Source organism: Pseudoxanthomonas daejeonensis, from assembly GCF_010093205.1.
In the GTDB taxonomy this organism is placed as follows: Bacteria; Pseudomonadota; Gammaproteobacteria; order Xanthomonadales; family Xanthomonadaceae; genus Pseudoxanthomonas; species Pseudoxanthomonas daejeonensis.
The window spans coordinates 1-18,085 of sequence record NZ_PDWN01000005.1 but is presented as its reverse complement, the minus strand read 5'-3'; the positions used below and the strand labels follow the sequence as shown (position 1 = coordinate 18,085).

General features: G+C 70.9%; 17 protein-coding genes. 12 read left to right on the top strand and 5 right to left on the bottom strand.

Going from position 1 to position 18,085, the window contains the following annotated elements:
* Positions 1-70: 70 nt before the first annotated feature.
* From hemW to rph, 4 genes are read right to left on the bottom strand one after another with little or no spacing between them, the layout of a single operon-like run.
* Positions 71-1,228, bottom strand: coding sequence for a radical SAM family heme chaperone HemW (hemW, locus tag CSC65_RS06225; protein ID WP_162409541.1), 1,158 nt, complete (start codon positions 1,226-1,228; stop codon positions 71-73).
* A gap of 46 nt (positions 1,229-1,274) precedes the next feature.
* Positions 1,275-1,886: an RdgB/HAM1 family non-canonical purine NTP pyrophosphatase gene (gene rdgB / locus CSC65_RS06220; RefSeq protein WP_162409539.1), complete on the bottom strand. Its 612-nt coding sequence runs from the start codon at positions 1,884-1,886 to the stop codon at positions 1,275-1,277.
* Positions 1,883-2,281, bottom strand: a complete 399-nt coding sequence (locus tag CSC65_RS06215) for a VOC family protein (protein ID WP_238390301.1) — start codon at positions 2,279-2,281, stop codon at positions 1,883-1,885. The genes rdgB and CSC65_RS06215 overlap by 4 nt, the downstream gene beginning before the upstream one ends.
* 5 nt (positions 2,282-2,286) lie before the next feature.
* Complete coding sequence (gene rph / locus CSC65_RS06210) at positions 2,287-3,015, bottom strand: ribonuclease PH (protein ID WP_162409535.1); 729 nt, start codon at positions 3,013-3,015, stop codon at positions 2,287-2,289.
* Positions 3,016-3,158: 143 nt separating this feature from the next.
* Between rph and CSC65_RS06205 the strand changes: the two genes are divergently transcribed.
* From CSC65_RS06205 to CSC65_RS06190, 4 genes are all read left to right on the top strand, one after another.
* Positions 3,159-4,019 (top strand): YicC/YloC family endoribonuclease, encoded by an 861-nt coding sequence (locus tag CSC65_RS06205; protein WP_162409533.1) that lies wholly within the window; start codon positions 3,159-3,161, stop codon positions 4,017-4,019.
* A 5-nt stretch (positions 4,020-4,024) separates the two neighbouring features.
* The gene (gene gmk / locus CSC65_RS06200; protein WP_162409871.1) at positions 4,025-4,654 is read left to right on the top strand and encodes a guanylate kinase; all 630 of its coding nucleotides are present in this window, start codon (positions 4,025-4,027) and stop codon (positions 4,652-4,654) included.
* 164 nt (positions 4,655-4,818) lie between these two features.
* Positions 4,819-5,118: a DNA-directed RNA polymerase subunit omega gene (gene rpoZ, locus CSC65_RS06195; protein WP_162409531.1), complete on the top strand. Its 300-nt coding sequence runs from the start codon at positions 4,819-4,821 to the stop codon at positions 5,116-5,118.
* A gap of 161 nt (positions 5,119-5,279) precedes the next feature.
* Positions 5,280-6,809 carry a hypothetical protein gene (locus CSC65_RS06190; protein ID WP_238390300.1) on the top strand — a complete coding sequence of 510 codons (1,530 nt, stop codon included), beginning with the start codon at positions 5,280-5,282 and terminating at the stop codon, positions 6,807-6,809.
* Positions 6,810-6,825: 16 nt separating this feature from the next.
* On the opposite strand, the gene CSC65_RS06185 is transcribed toward CSC65_RS06190, so the two are convergent.
* Complete coding sequence (locus CSC65_RS06185) at positions 6,826-8,940, bottom strand: glycosyltransferase (RefSeq protein WP_162409527.1); 2,115 nt, start codon at positions 8,938-8,940, stop codon at positions 6,826-6,828.
* Between the two features lie 97 nt (positions 8,941-9,037).
* Between CSC65_RS06185 and mrcB the strand changes: the two genes are divergently transcribed.
* The 8 genes from mrcB to CSC65_RS06145 all read left to right on the top strand — a co-directional run.
* Positions 9,038-11,464 (top strand): penicillin-binding protein 1B, encoded by a 2,427-nt coding sequence (gene mrcB / locus CSC65_RS06180; protein WP_162409525.1) that lies wholly within the window; start codon positions 9,038-9,040, stop codon positions 11,462-11,464.
* Positions 11,465-11,471: 7 nt separating this feature from the next.
* Positions 11,472-11,993, top strand: a complete 522-nt coding sequence (locus tag CSC65_RS06175; protein WP_162409523.1) for a tetratricopeptide repeat protein — start codon at positions 11,472-11,474, stop codon at positions 11,991-11,993.
* 72 nt (positions 11,994-12,065) lie between these two features.
* A complete protein-coding gene (gene yoaA, locus CSC65_RS16405; RefSeq protein WP_162409521.1) occupies positions 12,066-14,108 on the top strand; it encodes a DNA repair helicase YoaA in 2,043 nt (680 codons plus the stop codon).
* Positions 14,109-14,291: 183 nt separating this feature from the next.
* Positions 14,292-15,002 (top strand): tRNA (adenosine(37)-N6)-threonylcarbamoyltransferase complex dimerization subunit type 1 TsaB, encoded by a 711-nt coding sequence (gene tsaB, locus CSC65_RS06165; protein WP_162409519.1) that lies wholly within the window; start codon positions 14,292-14,294, stop codon positions 15,000-15,002.
* A gap of 220 nt (positions 15,003-15,222) precedes the next feature.
* Positions 15,223-15,603 (top strand): diacylglycerol kinase, encoded by a 381-nt coding sequence (locus CSC65_RS06160; protein WP_162409517.1) that lies wholly within the window; start codon positions 15,223-15,225, stop codon positions 15,601-15,603.
* 42 nt (positions 15,604-15,645) lie between these two features.
* A complete protein-coding gene (locus tag CSC65_RS06155; protein WP_162409515.1) occupies positions 15,646-16,395 on the top strand; it encodes a TerC family protein in 750 nt (249 codons plus the stop codon).
* A 139-nt stretch (positions 16,396-16,534) separates the two neighbouring features.
* Complete coding sequence (locus CSC65_RS06150; RefSeq protein WP_162409513.1) at positions 16,535-17,188, top strand: LemA family protein; 654 nt, start codon at positions 16,535-16,537, stop codon at positions 17,186-17,188.
* Positions 17,189-17,201: 13 nt separating this feature from the next.
* The coding region (locus CSC65_RS06145; protein WP_162409511.1) for a TPM domain-containing protein at positions 17,202-18,085 on the top strand (884 nt) is incomplete at its 3' end.

Genomic DNA, 18,085 nt, shown 5'->3' with positions numbered 1-18,085 from the left:
CTCCCCTGTGGCAGGGTATTTAACACGTTTGGGGCGGACCGGCCACAGCGTTTCCGGCTCCGGCCCGCGTTTAGAGGAACAAGGCGATCACGTCGTTGGCGAAACGGCGGCCCAGCGCGGTCGGAACGACGTGGCTGTCCGAAACAACCAGCCATTCGCGTTGCCCGGCCAGCTGCAACGCCGCCTGGATGCTGTCGCGGGACATGCCGGTACGAACCTCGAAGTCGGCCAGGGCGAATCCCTGGTGCAGGCGCAGGGCGTTGAGCATGAACTCGAACGGGCGTCGCGATGGCTCGATCCGGTCGTCGCCGCCGATCGCCCCCGCGCCGCCGGCCGCTTCCATCCAGGTCGCCGGGTGCTTGTGCTTCCAGCGCCGCAGGATCGTCTGCTCGGCGCCCAGGGTGATCTTGCCGTGCGCGCCGGCGCCGATGCCCAGATAGTCGCCGTAGCGCCAGTAGTTGAGGTTGTGCGCGCACTGGCGGCCTTCGCGGGCGTAGGCGCTGGTCTCGTAGTGCGCGTAGCCGGCCTCGGCGAGCCGTTCCTGGCAGCGCTCCTGGATATCCCAGGCGTCGTCGTCGTCGGGGATACCCTGCGGCGGCTGCGCGAAGAACACCGTGTTCGGTTCCAGGGTCAGCTGGTAATGGCTGATGTGCGCCGGCTGCAGGGCGAACGCGCGCTCCAGGTCGGCCAGCGCCATGCCCAGGTCCTGGCCGGGAAGGGCATACATCAGGTCCAGGTTGAGGTTGTCGAAGCCCGCATCCTGGGCCAGCCTGACCGCCGCTTCGGCCTCGGCGCTGTCGTGGATCCGGCCCAGCCTCTGCAAGCAACCATCATCGAAGCTCTGGATGCCGAAGCTGATGCGGTTGACGCCGGCGGCACGATAGCCGTCGAAGCGGCCGTGCTCGGCGGTGCCCGGATTGGCCTCCAGGGTGATTTCGGCCTCGGGCGCGAAACGCAGCCGGCTGGACGCGGCCTGGAGGATCCGGTCGATGGCGTCCGGAGGGAACAGGCTCGGCGTGCCGCCGCCGAAGAAAACGCTGTGCACGGTACGTCCCCAGGCCAGCGGCAGGTCGTGCTCCAGGTCGCGGACCAGCGCGTCGACGTAATCGTCGAACGGCAAGGCGCCCTTGCCGGCATGCGAATTGAAATCGCAGTACGGGCATTTGCGCACGCACCAGGGCAGGTGCACGTAGAGCGAAAGCGGCGGCGGAATCAGGGCGGGTGTCATGCGGGCAGTGCGTTGAGCGGTGGGGCGTCCGACGGGGCGGGGCGCGTCAGCGCAGCGCGGCCAGGGCCGCGGGCAGGCGGATGCGCAGCTGGTCGAGCGCGCGGCCGCGATGGCTGATCCGGTTCTTGAGCGCGGGATCGAGTTCAGCCGCCGACAGTCCATGTTCGGTATCGAAGAAGACGGGGTCGTAGCCGAACCCGCCTGTGCCGCGGGGTGCGTCGAGGACCAGGCCCGGCCAGATGCCCTCGGCGACCAGCGGCTGCGGGTCCTCGGCGTGGCGCAGCAGCACGATCACCGAATAGAAGTGCGCGGTTCGCCACTGCGGGTTCAGTCCTTCCAGTTCGCGCATCAGGCGGGCGATGTTCGCCGCGCTGTCACCGTGGCCGCCCGCATAGCGGGCCGAGTAGAGCCCCGGCGCGCCGCCGAGCGCGTCCACGCACAGGCCCGAATCATCGGCCAGTGCCGGCAGGCCGGTGACCCGCGCGGCGTGGCGTGCCTTGAGCAACGCGTTCTCGACGAAGGTCAGGCCGGTCTCTTCGATGTCATCGACGCCCAGCGCCGACTGCGGCAGCAGTACCGCGCCCGTGTTGGCGAGCAGGGCCTGCAGTTCGGCGAGCTTGCCGGCGTTGCCGCTGGCCAGGACCAGGCGCGTGCTCATCGCCCGGGCTCCAGCAGGTCCCACCGGTTGCCATACAGATCGCGGAAAACCGCGACGGTGGCGTACGCCTCATGGCGCGGTTCCTCGAGGAACTCGACGCCGCGCGCGCGCATGGCCGCATGGTCGCGCGCGAAGTCGTCGGTCTCAAGGAAGAAGCCGACCCGGCCCCCGGCCTGGTCGCCGATGCGCGCGCGCTGCGCGTCATCGCTGGCACGCGCCAGCAGTAATGCAGCGCCCGTGTCGTGCCCGGGCGCCACCACTACCCAGCGCTTCCCGCCGCCCTGCGCGCTGTCTTCGACCAGGTTGAAACCGAGCGTGCCGGTGAACCAGGCGATGGCTTCGTCGTAGTCGGCCACCAGCAACGTGGCCAAGGCGAGCCGGCGGTTCGCGGCCACGCCCGTCATGTCCGTGCCAGGGCCGCCTGCTGCGCGGCGAGCAGTTCGCCGATGCCGCTTTCGGCCAGTGCGAGCAACGCGTCGAGCTCGGTCCGGCGGAAGGCGTGGCCCTCGGCGGTGCCCTGCAGCTCGATGAAGCCGCCGCCGTCGTTCATCACCACGTTCATGTCGGTGTCGCAGTTGCTGTCCTCGGCGTAATCCAGGTCCAGCACCGGGACGCCCTGGTAGATGCCGACCGACACCGCGGCCACCGCGCCGAACACCGGGTCGCGGGTGATCTCGCGCTTGGCCTGCAGCCAGCGGATCGCGTCGACCAGCGCCACGTAGGCACCGGTGATCGCCGCGGTGCGGGTGCCGCCGTCGGCCTGCAGCACGTCGCAGTCCAGGGTGATGGTGCGCTCGCCCAGCGCGCCGCGGTCGACGCAGGCCCGCAGCGTGCGTCCGATGAGGCGCTGGATCTCCAGCGTGCGGCCGCCCTGCTTGCCCCGCGAGGCTTCACGGTCGGAGCGTGTGTGGGTCGAGCGCGGCAGCATCCCGTACTCGGCCGTGACCCAGCCTTCGCCCTTGCCACGCAGGAAGGCCGGCACCCGGTTCTCTACGCTGGCGGTACACAGCACGCGGGTTTCGCCGAAGCTGACCAGTACCGAACCTTCGGCATGGCGGGTGAAGCCGCGTTCGATGCGGACTTCGCGCAACTGGTCGGGAGCGCGGCCACTGGGGCGGGCGACGGTCATTCGATGGATTCCATGGGGGGAGGCGGGCGCCTGGTGCGCGCGGCGGACCGGATCGGGCCCGCGCCGGGCGCGGCGTGCCGCGGGAGGCCGGCTAGATTAACATTCGCGCCTTGCCGCAAGCGCCTGGCCCGAAGGAACCCCGCATGATCCGTAGCATGACCGCCTTCGCCAGCGGCGAACGCGCCACCCCTTGGGGGCTGCTGGGTTGCGAGCTGCGCTCGGTCAACCACCGCTTCCTGGAAACCGGCCTGCGCCTGGCCGACGAGCTGCGCGCGCTGGAGCCGGTGCTGCGCGAGCGCATCGCCGCGCGGGTGCAGCGCGGCAAGCTCGATCTGGTGTTGCGCCTGCGCGCGCCCGAGTCGGCGGCCGGGCTGGTCGTGAACGAACCTTTGCTGGAACAGCTGGGCGCACTGGCGCAACGGCTGGATGGCAGTTTCCCGCGGCTGCAGGTCGAGTTCACCCAGCTGCTGCAGGTGCCCGGCGTGCTGCGGGTGCAGGCGGCGGACGGCGAAGCCCTGCAGGCACAGGCACTGGCATTGCTGGACGAGGTGCTCGACGGATTCGTGGCTGCGCGTGAACGCGAAGGCGACAAGCTGGCCACGGCGATTTCCGAGCGCGTGGACGCGATCGAACGCATCGCCGGCCAGGTGCGCGAACTGATCCCGGCGATCCGCGAGGGCCAGCGCGCCAAGCTGGCCGCGCGCCTGGCCGACCTGCCGCACCCGGTCGACCCGGGCCGGGCCGAGCAGGAACTGGTGCTGTGGTTGCAGAAGCTCGACGTGGACGAGGAGCTGGATCGGCTGTCGAGCCACATCGTCGAGATCCGCCGCGTGCTCGTCCAGCGCGAGCCGGTCGGCCGCCGCCTCGACTTCCTGCTGCAGGAATTCAACCGCGAGGCCAACACCCTGGGCTCCAAGTCGGTGGACGCGCGCACTTCTTCGGCCGCGGTGGAGCTCAAGGTGCTGATCGACCAGGTCCGCGAACAGGTGCAGAACATCGAATGAGCCAGATGCGAGGCACGCTTTTCATCGTGGCCGCGCCCTCCGGGGCCGGCAAGAGCAGCATCGTCAATGCGGTGCTCGCGCGCGATCCGCAGATCCGCCTGTCGATCTCGTTCACCTCGCGCGCGCCGCGGCCGGGCGAGCGCCACGCCGAGCACTACCATTTCGTCGGCGCCGACGAGTTCCAGCGCATGATCGATGCCGGCGACTTCTTCGAGTACGCCCGCGTGCACGGCGACTGGAAAGGCACGGCACGGCAGTCGGTGGACCCGCAGCTGGATGCCGGCCACGACGTGCTGCTGGAGATCGACTGGCAGGGCGCGGCGCAGGTGCGGGCCAAGGTGCCCGATGCGGTCAGCGTGTTCATCCTGCCGCCTTCGCGGCAGGCGCTGGAGCAGCGCATGCGCCATCGCGGCCAGGACAGCGAGGCGGTGATCGCGCAGCGGCTGGCGGCCGCGCGCGAGGAGATGTCGCACTACGCCGAGTTCGACTACGTGGTCGTCAACGAAGTGTTCGACACCGCAGTGGACGAGATGTGCGCGGTGTTCACCGCCAGCCGCCTGCGCTGCGCCCAGCAGCAGGCCCGGCATGGGGCATTGATCGGGGCGCTGGTCGCTCCGGCGCCCGGGGATCCGTAAAGCCCGCCAGGCAGGACAGGGGCCGGGCCTCGCGGAGGGCTGGCCTAAGTGATTGATTGGAAAGGCGCGTTCAGCCTGGATGCTTGCCTCCTCCCGGGTCGTCGGCTTAGACTCCGCGCCCGATCCCCCTTTCTGAGTGGCGACCGCAGTCGCCTGGAACCCCTATGGCCCGTATCACCGTCGAAGATTGCCTGGAAGTGGTCAACAACCGCTTCGAACTGGTCATGATGGCCTCCAAGCGCGCGCGCCAGCTGGCCAACGGCGTTCCGGCCACCCTGGACAACAGCGAGAGCGAGGACAAGCCGACCGTGCTGGCCCTGCGCGAGATCGCCGCCCGCACCGTCAACCACACCCTGATCGACGAAGTCGAAAAGTCCGAGCGCGAGCGCGCCGAGCGCGAGGCGCTGGAATGGGCCGCCGCCGAAGTGGTCGCCGACGACGACCTGTCCAAGGGCGACGACTGATCCACGGATGAAGCACCGGGCGGACGTCGCGTTCCGTCCCGCTTGCCACCCCAGACGGCCCGCACTCGTGCGGGCCGTTTGCGTTGGTGGCTGCGACAGCCGGGTGAGGGTGCCCGCGTGCCGCCACGCTAAGCTGCAGTCGTGATGAGAGTTCCCGTCGGGTGAACAACACGGATGGTGGCCACGGCCGGCCGCGGCTGCCGCGGCTGTTCACCTGGCGCAGGCCCGCCTCCTGGTGGGCGCGGGCATTGCTGGCGGTTGGAATGCTCCTGGCGCTGATGCTGCTTTTGCGCCAGCCATTGGCCGACCGGCTGTGGCCGCAGGCGCGGATCGACCGCCTGCTCGACGAAGGCGCGCGGGCATTGGCCGAGGGCCGGCTGGACGCCGCCGACGGCCAGGGTGCGCGACAGAAATACGAGGCGGCGCAGGCCCTGGACAGCGATCGCGGCGAGGCCCGCGCCGGGCTCGCTCGGGTCGGAAGGCAGGCGCTGGCCAATGCACGACAAGCCATCGGTGCACGACGATTCGACGAGGCCCATCGCTGGCTGGCCCTGGCCGCGGAGCTGCAGTTGCCACGCGCACAGGTGGATGCGGTCGCCGGGCAGCTGCGCCAGGCGGAACTCGCGGATATCGACCCGGGCGTGGTGCGCGGCCGCGCTGAAGCGGCGCTGGCGGCCGGCGACGTGGAAGCGGCATTGCCGCTGTTCGCGCAGTGGCTTGCCGTCGCGCCGGACGATCCCGCGGCGCTGGAGGGTCGCGAAGATGCACTGTCGCTGCTGCTCGAACGCGTGCGGCCGGCGCTCAGGCAGGGCGACCTGGTGGGTGCGGCGCGCTGGCTTGCGCTGACCCGGAGGCACGATCCGGGCCATGTGGCCCTGCCCGACCTGAAAGCGGCGTACGCGCAGGCGCTTGCCGCGCAGTTGCGCCGTGTCGAAGTACAGCGACAGCGGGGACGGCTCGCCGAAGCCGCCCGCCTGGTCACGGCCTTGCATGAGGCCGAGCCGGCGGACGCGGCCGTCGCCCAGGAGTCGCAGCGCGTGGCGCTGGCGCTGGTCGTGCACGCAAGGCGGCAGGCGGGCGATTTCCATTTCGATGCGGCCGGCGAGGCACTGGCGCAGGCGCGCGCGCTGGCACCGGCATCAGGCGCGCTGGCCAGCGCGCTGGTCGAGGCGCAGCGCGACCTGGAGCGTGCACGCGCCGCCGAGGCGCGGCTGCACGTGCCTGAGCGGACGAAGGATGCCCCTGCTTCGATGGTGCGCAGGACGCTGGCGGGTTTCGACGAAGCGCTGCGGCGCGGGGACTGGATCGAGCCCCCCGGGGCCAGCGCCTACGACCGCTTGCGCGCTGCGCAGGGACTCGCGCCCGGCGATCCGGCAGTACGCGCTGCAGCGACACGCATGCAGTCGGCCGTGGCCGCCTGCGTTGAAGAAGGGTTGCGTGACAACCGGCTGCGCGCGGCGCAGGACTGCCATGACGCCTGGCAGGCGCTGGCACCCTCCGACCCGGCGCTCGCCCCCGCCCGCCGTCGCCTCGCGCAACGCTGGCTGGCGGTGGGCGAGGAGCGCCTGCGTGCGGGCGAGCTGGAAGCGGCCGCGCACGCGCTGGATTCGGCGCGCCGGCTGGATCCATCCACGCCGGGATTGGAGGAGTTCGCCGCGCAACTGGTGCGTGCACGCCCGGGCCTGCGCTGAACGCCGCGGGGACGACTCAGTTGAAGAACACCCGGCGCACCGTTGCGCTGGCCGCGTCGAGCGAGAAGTGGCGGGCGATGTTGTCCAGCCCTGCCTGCGCCTGTGACTGCCAGCGCGCACGGGCGGCGTAAAGCTCCGCCACCGCGTCGGCAAACCCGGTCGCGTCGTCGGCCACCACCACGTCGACGCCGTCGCGCAGGTGCATGCCCTCGACCGCGCAGGTCGTGGCCACCACCGGCTGGCCGTGCGCCATGCTCAGGTTGACCTTGCCCTTGACCCCGGCGCCGAAGCGCAGCGGCGCCACCGCGACGCGTCCACCGTCCATGTACGGTGCCAGGTCGGGGACGTGACCGTGCACGATGATTCCCGGTTGCGTGGCCAGGGCGCGGACCTCCGCCGGCGGGTCGGCGCCGATGCAGTGGAAACGCACGTCGGGCAGGCGCTGGCGGATGCGCGGGAAGACCTCGCGCGCGAACCACAGCACCGCATCGGCATTGGGTGGATGGCGGAATCCGCCGACGAAGACCAGATCCTGGCGCGTGTCGAAATCGGGGCCGCGACCTGCGACCTCGTGCAGGTTGGACAGCAGCTCGACCCGCACCTGCGGCACGTCGCGCGCCAGCTGCGCCTGCTCCTCGGCGCTGACCACCAGGGTGATGTCGGCGGCGGACATCGCCGCCAGTTCGCGTTCGCGGGTCGCATCGGCGGCACGCAGCGCGGCGACGTCGCCGGATACTTCGGCGCCACGGCGTTCGCGCAGGTAATGGAGGTCGACCGTGTCGAACACCAGTCGTGCATGCGGCGCGTGCCGGCGCAGCAGCGGCAGGAAGGTGCCGGCGAGGTGGTGGCGGGTGAGCACGATCACGTCGAAGCGCTTCGCGTTGGCGCGCAGCCAGGCCGGTGCCGAGCGCGCGAACGGGGCGTACCAGGTCTCCACCCCGAGTTGCTGCAGCGCTGCGGTGGCGGCGCCGGCGTGGGCAAGCCCGGTCGGCAGGAGCGCCACGTGCGCACCCTCTGCGCGCAGCATCCGCAACAGGTTGAACTGCCGCAAGGAAGCGGAGTCGCGGTCAGGTCGCGGGATGGCCTCGTCGACCACCAGGATCCGCCGTTGCCGGCCATGCAGCAGCGCCGGGCCCGGGACGGTGCCGGGTGCCGGATGGGCACGCAGCGCCTCGGCCCACTTGGCCGCGAACACCTGCCGGTTGCGCACCTGGTAGGCCTTCACGCCCGTGCTTGTGTCCGTACCGGCCGTGGTGCCTTCGTCGTGCAGCACCCGGCTGGCCGGCTGGACCCGCACGTGCCGGCCGAGTGCACGCACCGCGAAAGCCAGGTCGGTGTCCTCGTAATAGGCCGGTGCGTAGCGCGTGTCGAAGCCTCCGGCCTCGGCGAACAGTGCGCGCGGAATCGCCAGCGCGGCGCCGGAGCCGTAATCGCAGTCGCGCACGTAGCTGTAGCGGGGATCGTCGGCCGATTCGAAGCGGCCGTAGCTCCACGCGCTGCCGTCGTTGAACACGATGCCACCGGCTTCCTGCAGGCGGCCGTCGGGATACAGCAGCTGGGCGACGGCCAGTCCTGTATCGGGACAGGCATCGAAGGTGCCCAGCAGGGCGTCCAGCCAGCCGGGCTGTGGAATCGTGTCGTTGTTGAGGAAGACGAGGAATTCACCGCGGGCCAGCGTCGCGCCGTCGTTGCACGCGGCGATGAAGCCACCGTTGGTCGCCCGGCGGTGATAGCGAAGGCCCGCGATCTGCTCCATCCATTCGCCGGTCGCATCGCTGCTCCCGTCGTCGACCACGATCACTTCGAGACCGCCAGCACAGGCCGGGGGATGCACGGCCAGGGCGCGCAGGCACGCCAGGGTCGCCTCGCAATGGTTGTAGACCGGGATCACCACGCTGGCGCGCGGCGCCGTGCCTGCCGGCGGGGCGGGCACGGCGAACGCTGCGAACGGTGCCGGATCCGCCCGGTACAGCGGCAGGCGCGGCGGCGGTGGCGGCGGACGCACGTGCAGCAGCACGCGCTGCCAGGTGGCCTGCCAGCCACGGCTGCGCAGGCTGGAAAGGCCGCGGCGCGCCAGCCCGCGCAGGTGCGCCAGCCAGTAGCGGACTTCGGCCAGCGGCGTGGAGGGCATTCCGGTTCGCAACTCCGACTGAAGGAGGGTGAAAGGCGTCCGCGGCGCGAAGGGAAGGCTGCGCTAGACTCGGCCGACTCCGCATTCTCGCATTCCCGTGCCCCGACGCCACGAGCCTGACGACATCGAAGACTTCGACGACGAAGGCGCCGCCCCGGCCTGGCGCCGCCACCTGCTGACCCTGCTGCTTGCGGGTGCCGCGCTGGCGGCCGGCTTCCTGATCCCGTACATGCTCTACCTGAACCACCAGGTCAGCGAGCGCTTCGCCGCGCTGCAGTGGCAGATCCCGACCCGCGTCTACGCGCGCCCGCTGCAGCTCAAGCCGCAGCTGGCGATGGACGTGCGCACCCTCAAGACCGAGCTGGACGCCGCCGGCTACCAGGACGATGGCAGTGGCGAGCGACCCGGCAGCTATCGCGAAGAGGGCGGCCGTTTCACGATTGCCAGCCGCGGCTATTCCGACGTCGACGGCCAGGTGCCGGCGCGACGCCTGGACGTCGCCATTTCCGGGGGGCGCGTGGCCAGCCTGCGCGACAGCGCTTCGCGCAACGCGGTCAAGGCGGCGCGGCTGGACCCGGCCCGCATCGCCACCCTGTATGGCCAGCGCCAGGAGGAGCGGCGCCTGGTCCGGATCGACGAGGTGCCCGAGCTGCTCGTCACCGGCCTGCAGGCGGTGGAAGACCGCGATTTCGCCAAGCACCACGGCATCGACCTGTCGGGCATGGCGCGCGCTGCCTGGGTCAACCTGCTCGCCGGCGAGAAGCGCCAGGGCGCCAGCACGCTGACCCAGCAGCTGGCGCGCAGCGGCCTGCTGGGCATCGGCAAGGAACAGACCTACACGCGCAAGTTCAACGAGGTCCTGTACGCGATCATCCTGGAGTCGCGCTACGACAAGCGCACGATCCTGGAGACCTACCTCAACCAGGTGTACCTGGGCCAGCGTGGCGGGCAGGCGATCCACGGCGTGGCTTCGGGCGCGGAGTTCTGGTTCGGCCGCGACCTGGATGCGCTGACCACCGAGCAGACCGCGTTGCTGATCGGCCTGGTGAAGGGCCCGTCCTACTACGATCCACGCAAGCACCCGGAACGCGCGCTGGAGCGGCGCAACGTCGCCCTGTCGATGCTGAATGCCACCGGCCTGGTCGACGACGCCGAGTACGAGCGCGCGCGCAAGGCGCCGCTGGGCGTGACCAGGCAGCCGGGCGTGGCCGCGGCCAACCGTTTCCCCGCCTATATCGACCTGGTCCGCCGGCAGCTGGCCAACGACTACCCGGAAAGCGCTTTGCAGGGCGCCGGCCTGAGCGTGCTGACCGGCATGTCGCCATCGGCGCAGGCCTACGCCGAAGGCGCGGTGGTGCGCGCGGTCGAAGCCTTGCAGACCGGCAAGCGGCCGCCGCTGCAGGCCGGTGTCGTGGTCACCGACGTGCATGCCGGCGACGTGCTTGCGGTGGTCGGCGGGCGCGACGTCGCCACCCATGGTTTCAACCGCGCGGTCGAAGCGAAGCGGCCGGTCGGTTCGCTGCTCAAGCCCTACGTGTACCTGCTGGCGCTGGCGCAGCCGCAGCGGTTCTCGCTGGCCAGCTTCGTCGAGGACACGCCGGTCACCGTGCAACTGGCGCGCGGCAAGACCTGGTCGCCCGACAATTCCGACAACACCAGCCACGGCACCGTGCGCCTGGTCGACGCGCTGGCCCATTCCTACAACCAGGCCACGGTGCGGATCGGCATGCAGGTCGGCCCCGAGCGGCTGGCGCAACTGATGAAGGTGCTGGCGGGCGTGCAGGCCGAGCCCAATCCCTCGCTGATCCTCGGCTCGACCGACCAGAGCCCGTACGCGATGGCGCAGCTGTACCAGTTCCTGGCTTCCGGTGGCGAGATCCAGCCGCTGCGCGCGGTGCGCGGGGTGCTCGCTCCGGACGGCAAGCTGCTCAAGCGCTACGACACCGAACCGGCGCCGGCGCAGGAGGGCGATTCGATCGCCGCCAACCTGGTCTCCGTGGCCCTGCAGCAGGCGGTCACCGACGGCACCGCGCGCCGGCTGCTGGCCGACGGCCTGGGCCGCCTGTCGCCCGCGGGCAAGACCGGCACCAGCAACGATGGCCGCGACAGCTGGTTCGCCGGATACACCGGCGACCACCTTGCGGTGGTGTGGATGGGCAACGACCAGAACCAACAGACCGGGTTGTACGGCGCTACCGGCGCGATGCGGGTCTGGTCGGGGCTGTTCTCGCGCCTGCCCAGCTCGCCCTTGCGGATCCCGGGCAAGGGGCTGGACTGGCAGTGGATCCAGCCGCAGGGCTCCTACAGCACCGACGCCGATTGCCCGGGTGCGCGCCGCTTCCCGTTCGTCGCAGGTGCGGCGCCGGCGTATGCGCCGTGCGCGCCGGCCTACGAAAGCGCAGCTCCCGAGGGTGGCGAGGTGCAGGAGGGCGGCGGCTTCTGGAAACGGCTGTTCGGTCGCGACCGCGATGCCGATGCCGCCCAGCCCGAACCGGCGCAGCCCGTCACGCCGCCTGCGCCATAATGGCGGCATGAAATTCCCCACGCGATCCACCGCGACCCTCGTCGCGATGTGCCTGTTCCTGTGCGCCTGCGCGCCGGCGGTCCAGTCACCGGCGCCCGCGCCCGGCCCGGGACCGCAGCAGCGGCTGGCCGCCGTGCATGCGGCCGCGGGCGTCGACGACACCGAACTCAACGTCCAGCCGCTGCGCGACCCGCAGGTCGAGGACCTGCGCGCGAAGGCGTCGCGCGCACTCGCGTCCGGCGACGTGGGAGCCGCCGCCGAAGCCTTGAACCAGGCGCTGCTGATCGTCCCGGACGATCCGGCGGTGCTGCAGGAACGTGCCGAGATCGCGCTGCTGCAAGGCCAGTACGACCGCGCCGAGACCCTGGCGCGCAAGGCGTTCGACGTCGGCTCCCGGGTCGGCCCGATGTGCCGCCTCCACTGGGCCACGATCGAGCAGGCGCGGCTGGCGCGCGGGCAGGCGGAGAACGCCGCCTCGGCCCACGCGCAGATCGGCACCTGCACGGTGCCCGGCCTCAAGCGCATGTAGCACGCTGCCGCGGCGCGGCGCCCCTGCGGGCGCCGGGTCGTGGCCTGACGCGTGCGCGCCCCGACGCTTTCCATGTCCCGCCTAGCCCATGCCAGCCATGAAGCGCTCAGCGAAGGCGGCGCGCTCGCCGAGCGCGTCGACGGCTTCGTCGCGCGCCCCGCGCAGCAGCGCCTGACCGCCGCGGTGGCCGACGCCATCGACCAGCGCGAAGTGCTGCTGGCCGAGGCCGGTACCGGCACCGGCAAGACCTACGCTTACCTCGTGCCCGCGCTGCTTTCCGGACTGAAGACGATCGTCTCCACCGGCACCCGCGCGTTGCAGGACCAGCTCTACCATCGCGACCTGCCGCGCGTGCGCGAAGCGCTGGGCGTGGGCCTGCGCAGCGCGCTGCTCAAGGGCCGCGCCAACTACCTGTGCCTGTACCGCCTGAACCAGGCCAAGGGCGAGGCGCATTTCAGCAGTCCGGAACAGGCCTCGCAGTTCCAGCGCATCGTCGCCTGGGGCGGGCGCACCCGCGCCGGCGACATGGCCGAGCTGGAAGGCTTGGCGGACGATTCGCCGCTGCTGCCGCTGGTCACCTCCACGGTCGACAACTGCCTGGGCAGCGAGTGCCCGTTCTACGAGGAATGCTTCGTGGTCCAGGCGCGCCAGCGCGCGCAGGCGGCGGACCTGGTCGTGGTCAACCACCACCTGCTGCTGGCCGACCTGGCGCTGAAACAGGAAGGCTTCGGCGAGATCCTGCCTGGTGCGCAGGCATTCGTGATCGATGAAGCGCACCAGCTTCCGGAACTGGCCGCGAGCTTCTTCGGCGAAGGTTTCGGCATGCGCCAGATCCAGGAACTGGGACGCGACTGCCTGGCCGAGTGCAAGCAGACCACCGGCGCGCTGGCCGTGGTGCAGGCCCCGGTACGTGCACTGGAGCAGGCGTTGCGCGAACTGCGCGCGGCGATGGAGGCGCTGCCGCCGCGCGGTACCCGTTACCGCGCACTGACCTTGCCTGCGGTGGCCGACGGCCTGGACGTGCTGGCCGATGCACTGGGTACGCTGGAAGATGCGATGACGCCGCTGGCGCCAACTTCGCCCGGCTTCGATGCCTGCGTGGCGCGTGCGCGCGACCTGGGTGAGCGGCTGGAGCGCTGGCGCGACGGCGGCGCGGCGTCGGATGCCTTCGAAGAGGGCGATGCCGAGAGCGAGGCGCTGGTCGAAACCGTCGCCGGCGACGGCGCGGGTGGCGATGGTGGGGTGGATCCGGCGCGGCTGGCCGCCGCGGCCGCGCGCGGCGGCGAGGTGTACTGGTACGAGTTGAGCCCGCGCGGCTTCCGCTGCCAGCGCACGCCGCTGGACGTATCTGCCCCCCTGCGCGCGCACCGGGAGAGTTCGCGCGCGGCCTGGATATTCACTTCGGCCACGCTGGCAGTGGGCGGGGGCTTCAACCACGTCGGCCGCAAGCTCGGCCTGTTCGACCCGGACACGCTGCTCGAGCCCAGCCCGTTCGACTGGCCCCGGCAGGCGTTGTGCTACCTGCCGCGCAACCTGCCCGAGCCCAATACGCGCACCTTTGGTGCGGCCATGCTGGAAGCCGTGCGTCCGGTGCTGGACGCTTCCAACGGTCGCGCCTTCCTCCTGTTCGCCTCGCACCGCGCCTTGCGCGAAGCGGCGCAAGCGCTGCGCGGCGCGCCGTGGCCGCTGTTCGTGCAGGGCGAATCGCCCAAGGCCGAGCTGCTGCGTCGCTTCCGCGAATCGGGGAACGGTGTGCTGCTCGGTTCGGCCACGTTCCGCGAGGGCGTGGACGTGGCCGGCGACGCGCTGAGCGTGGTGGTGATCGACAAGTTGCCGTTCGCCGCGCCGGACGATCCGGTGTTCGAGGCGCGGCTGGACGCGGTGCGCCGCCGCGGCGGCAATCCGTTCCGCGACGAGCAGCTGCCGCAGGCGGTGATCGCGCTCAAGCAGGGCGTCGGCCGGCTGATCCGCACCGAGTCCGACCGCGGCGTGCTGGTGCTGTGCGACCCGCGCCTGACCGGCAAGCCTTACGGCCGGGTGTTCATGGAGTCGCTGCCGTCGTTCACGGTCACCCGCAGGATCGAGGACGTGCAGGCGTTCTTCGCCCGGGCGTAGGAGCGGGCATGGCCGCGACACCGGGGCGGCCGGCACAGCGAGGCCGCGTGATTGCGACGGCGTCGGTGTCGCGGTCATGCCCGCTCCTACGGGCAAGGCGAGCCCTCGGCCGGGGATGGCGCAGGTCCGCATGCCGGTGATCGTTTACCCTTTCCGGCCAGTCCCAACTGCTCCCTGCCGCCGATGAAGCTGCTCGCCTTCGAAACCGCCACCGAAGCCTGTTCGGTCGCGCTCTACCTGGATGGCCAGGTGCGCGAGCGTTTCGAGATCGCGCCGCGCCGCCATGCGGAACTGGCCCTGCCCTGGGCGGATGCCTTGCTGGCCGAGGCTGGCGTGGCGCGCACGCAACTGGATGCGATCGCGGTCGGCCGCGGACCCGGGGCATTCACCGGCGTGCGCCTGGCGATCGCGCTGGCCCAGGGCGTCGCCCTGGCCCTGGACCGGCCGGTGGTGCCGGTCTCGACGCTTGCCGTCCTGGCCGCGGGAGCGGCCGTGGCGGGACCGGCGCGCATCCTCGCCACGATCGATGCGCGCATGGGCGAGGTGTATGCGGGCGCTTTCCTGCGTGAGGGTGATGGCCTGGCCGCGCTCGACGTGGAACGCGTGCTGGCTCCGGGTGCAGTCGAACTGCCGGCCGATGACGGGGGCGAATGGCAGGGCGTGGGCACGGGTTTCGCGGCGGCCGACGGCCTGCTCGCGCAACGCCTGCAGTCGCGCCTGGCCGCGGTGGACGCAGCGGCATTGCCGCGGGCGGCGGACCTGGCCCGGCTTGCCGCCGCTGCCTTCGCCCGTGGCGAAGCGGTCGCCGCCGAGCGGGCCGAGCCGGCCTACCTGCGCGACAACGTCGCCCTGACCCTGGTCGAGCAGCAGGCGCTGCGCGCGTCCCGTCGCTAGACGGCGCGCAGCTCGCCCCGCGTACCGGTTCGGCAGCGCCGAGGCGCGTTTTCCGGTCCATTTGCCCGTTTGTCGGGCAGGTTTCGGGGGTAGGACAGGCTCCTGTGGCAAAATTGCCGGCCCGAGGTCGTCCAACGCCGCAATGTCGCCCTGTCCTGCACCGTCCCCGATGCCCCGCGCCCGGCCCTGCCGCGTGCCTTCGGCCGTGGACGCCTGAACCATGGCCGACGAAACCGGGCACCTGCCCCGACGCCCCGGACGCATCCTCAAGGCGACCCAGTGGTCGATCCAGGGACTGCGTGCGGCGTGGATGCACGAGTCCTCGTTCCGCCTCGAGGTCTACCTGTTCGTGATCCTCGCGCCGCTGGCCCTGTGGCTGGGTGCGAACGGGCTCGAGCGGGCGGTGCTGGTCGGCTCGATGGTGGTGGTGCTGTCGGCCGAGCTGCTGAACTCGGCCGTTGAAGCGGTGATCGAGCGCTACGGCCCGGAGCACCACGAACTGGCCGGGCGTGCCAAGGACATGGGTTCGGCGGCCGTGTTCGTGCTGATGATGAACGTGCTGCTGTGCTGGGGCCTGATCCTCGGCCCGCGGCTGCTGTAACCGCTCTGGCTCTCTGAAAACGAACTTAGGAACCGATCCACGATGAATCTCGAATTCCTGGCCGACCCGAACGTCTGGCTGACCCTGGTGACCCTCAGCGCCCTGGAAATCGTCCTGGGCATCGACAACCTGGTGTTCATCTCGATCGCCGTCGGCCGCCTGCCCGAACACCAGCGTGCCTTTGCGCGCAAGTTCGGCATCGCGGTGGCCTGCATCACCCGGATCGCCTTGCTGATCTCGCTGGCATTCCTGGCGCGGATGCAGAGCGACCTGTTCACCCTCTACGGCATGGGCTTCTCGATCCGCGACCTGATCCTGATCCTCGGCGGCGCGTTCCTGCTGATCAAGGGCGCGATGGAAATCCGCGAGCTGATCACCGGCGGCCACGACGAGGACCCGCGCACGACCAAGAGCTCGCAGGTGTTCTGGGTGGTGATCGCGCAGATCGCGATCATCGACATCGTGTTCTCGCTGGACTCGGTGATCACCGCGGTGGGCATGGCCCAGCACATCCCGGTGATGGTGTTCGCGATCCTGCTGGCGGTGGCGATCATGCTGCTGGCAGCCAACCCGCTCGGCCGCTTCATCGACGACAACCCGACCATCAAGATGCTGGCGCTGGCCTTCATCCTGCTGATCGGCGTGGTCCTGATCCTGGACGGCTTCGCGATCCACGTGCCCAAGCCGTACATCTACTTCGCCATGGCGTTCTCGGTGCTGGTGGAAACGCTCAACCTGTTCATGCGCCGCAACGCCGTGCGCAAGCACGTGCCGGGCGCCGGCGAGTTCTGAGCCGGTCCCGGCGGCCGCTGCCGGGACGCTGTGGACATGGCCGGCCCGGCATCGCTTGCGCGGTGTCCGGGCCGGTGCTGCAATGGCCGCGCGCCGGCTCCCGGCCGGCCCGCGCCATTCCGGACACAGGAGCCGTGCCATGCAAGGAATTCTCCGCAGGTCGATCATCGTCGCGGCCATCGTCGCGCTCACCGTGCTGCTGTCCGGTTGCGGCTACAACGCCATCCAGCAGAAGGACGAGGCGGTCAAGGCCGGCTGGTCCGAGGTCCTGAACCAGTACCAGCGCCGCGCCGACCTGGTGCCCAACCTGGTCAACACGGTCAAGGGCTATGCCGCGCACGAAAGCCAGGTGCTGACCGAGGTCACCGAGGCGCGCGCCCGGGTCGGCCAGGTCCAGGTCAATGCCGACGATCCGGCGTCGCTGCAGCAGTTCCAGGCAGCGCAGGGCGAGCTTTCCTCGGCGCTGTCGCGCTTGCTGGTGGTGAGCGAGAACTACCCGACCCTGAAAGCCGACCAGTCCTTCCGCGACCTGCAGGCGCAGCTGGAAGGCACCGGAAACCGGATCACCGTCGCCCGCGGCCGTTACATCGCCACGGTGCAGGACTACAACACCTTCATCCGCTCGTTCCCGCAGCTGATCACCGCCAAGATCTTCGGTCATCGCGAGAAGCCGAACTTCAGCGTCGAGAACGAAGCGCAGATCCAGCGTGCGCCCAGTGTCGACTTCGGCCCGCCTCCGCCTGCCGCACCGTCGGCGCCGCAGCCCCCGCCGCCGCCCGCACCGGGTGGTTGATCCGGCCGCACGGATGATTTCCCGCGCCCTGCGCCTGTGTGGCCTGAGCTTGCTGCTGGCCTGCACGCCGCTGTGGGCGCAGCCGGCCGCGCCGGCGCCGGTGCCGCCGCTGGACGCGCCGGTGGTCGACACGACCGGCACCCTGGACGCCGCCACCGTGCGGCGCCTGGATGCACAGGCGCGCGCCCTGCAGCAGCGCAAGGGCAGCCAGTTGCAGGTCCTGGTGGTGCCGACCACCCAGCCCGACAGCATCGAGCAGTACGCCGTGCGCGTGTTCGAGGCCTGGAAGCTGGGCCGCAAGGGCGTGGACGACGGCGTGCTGCTGCTGGTGGCCAAGGACGATCGCGCAGTCCGGATCGAGACCGGCTACGGCCTGGAAGGCGCGATTCCCGACGCGGTCGCCAACCGGGTGATCCAGGAATACCTGGTGCCCAAGTTCCGCCAGGGCGATTTCGGGGGCGGGATCGAGGACGCCACCGCGGTGCTGGTGAAGGTCATCGATGGCGAGCCGTTGCCGGCACCGGTCAGCCGCAACCCCCCGTCCGGATCCTCCGGGCGCGGGGCGTGGCTGCCGGCGCTGTTCATCGCCTTCGTCGTCGCCCAGGTGGCGCGCGGCATTTTCGGCAGGCTGCCGCGCCCGGTGCGTGCGCCGCTGGTGGCAGCCGCCTCCGGTGGCGTGGCCTGGTTCGTGTCCTCGCTGCTGCTGACCGGCCTGGCCGGCGGCGTGATCGGCTTGCTGGTCGGCCTTGCCAGCCTGGGCGGTGGTGGCGGGCGCTGGGCAGGGCACGGTGGCGGCGGTAGCTGGGGCGGTCTCTTTTACCCCTTTGACGCTGCCGACGAAGAGGGAAGTGGAAGAGTCGGTGGCTGTCTGTGCCTTCTCAATACTAGAGCTATGAA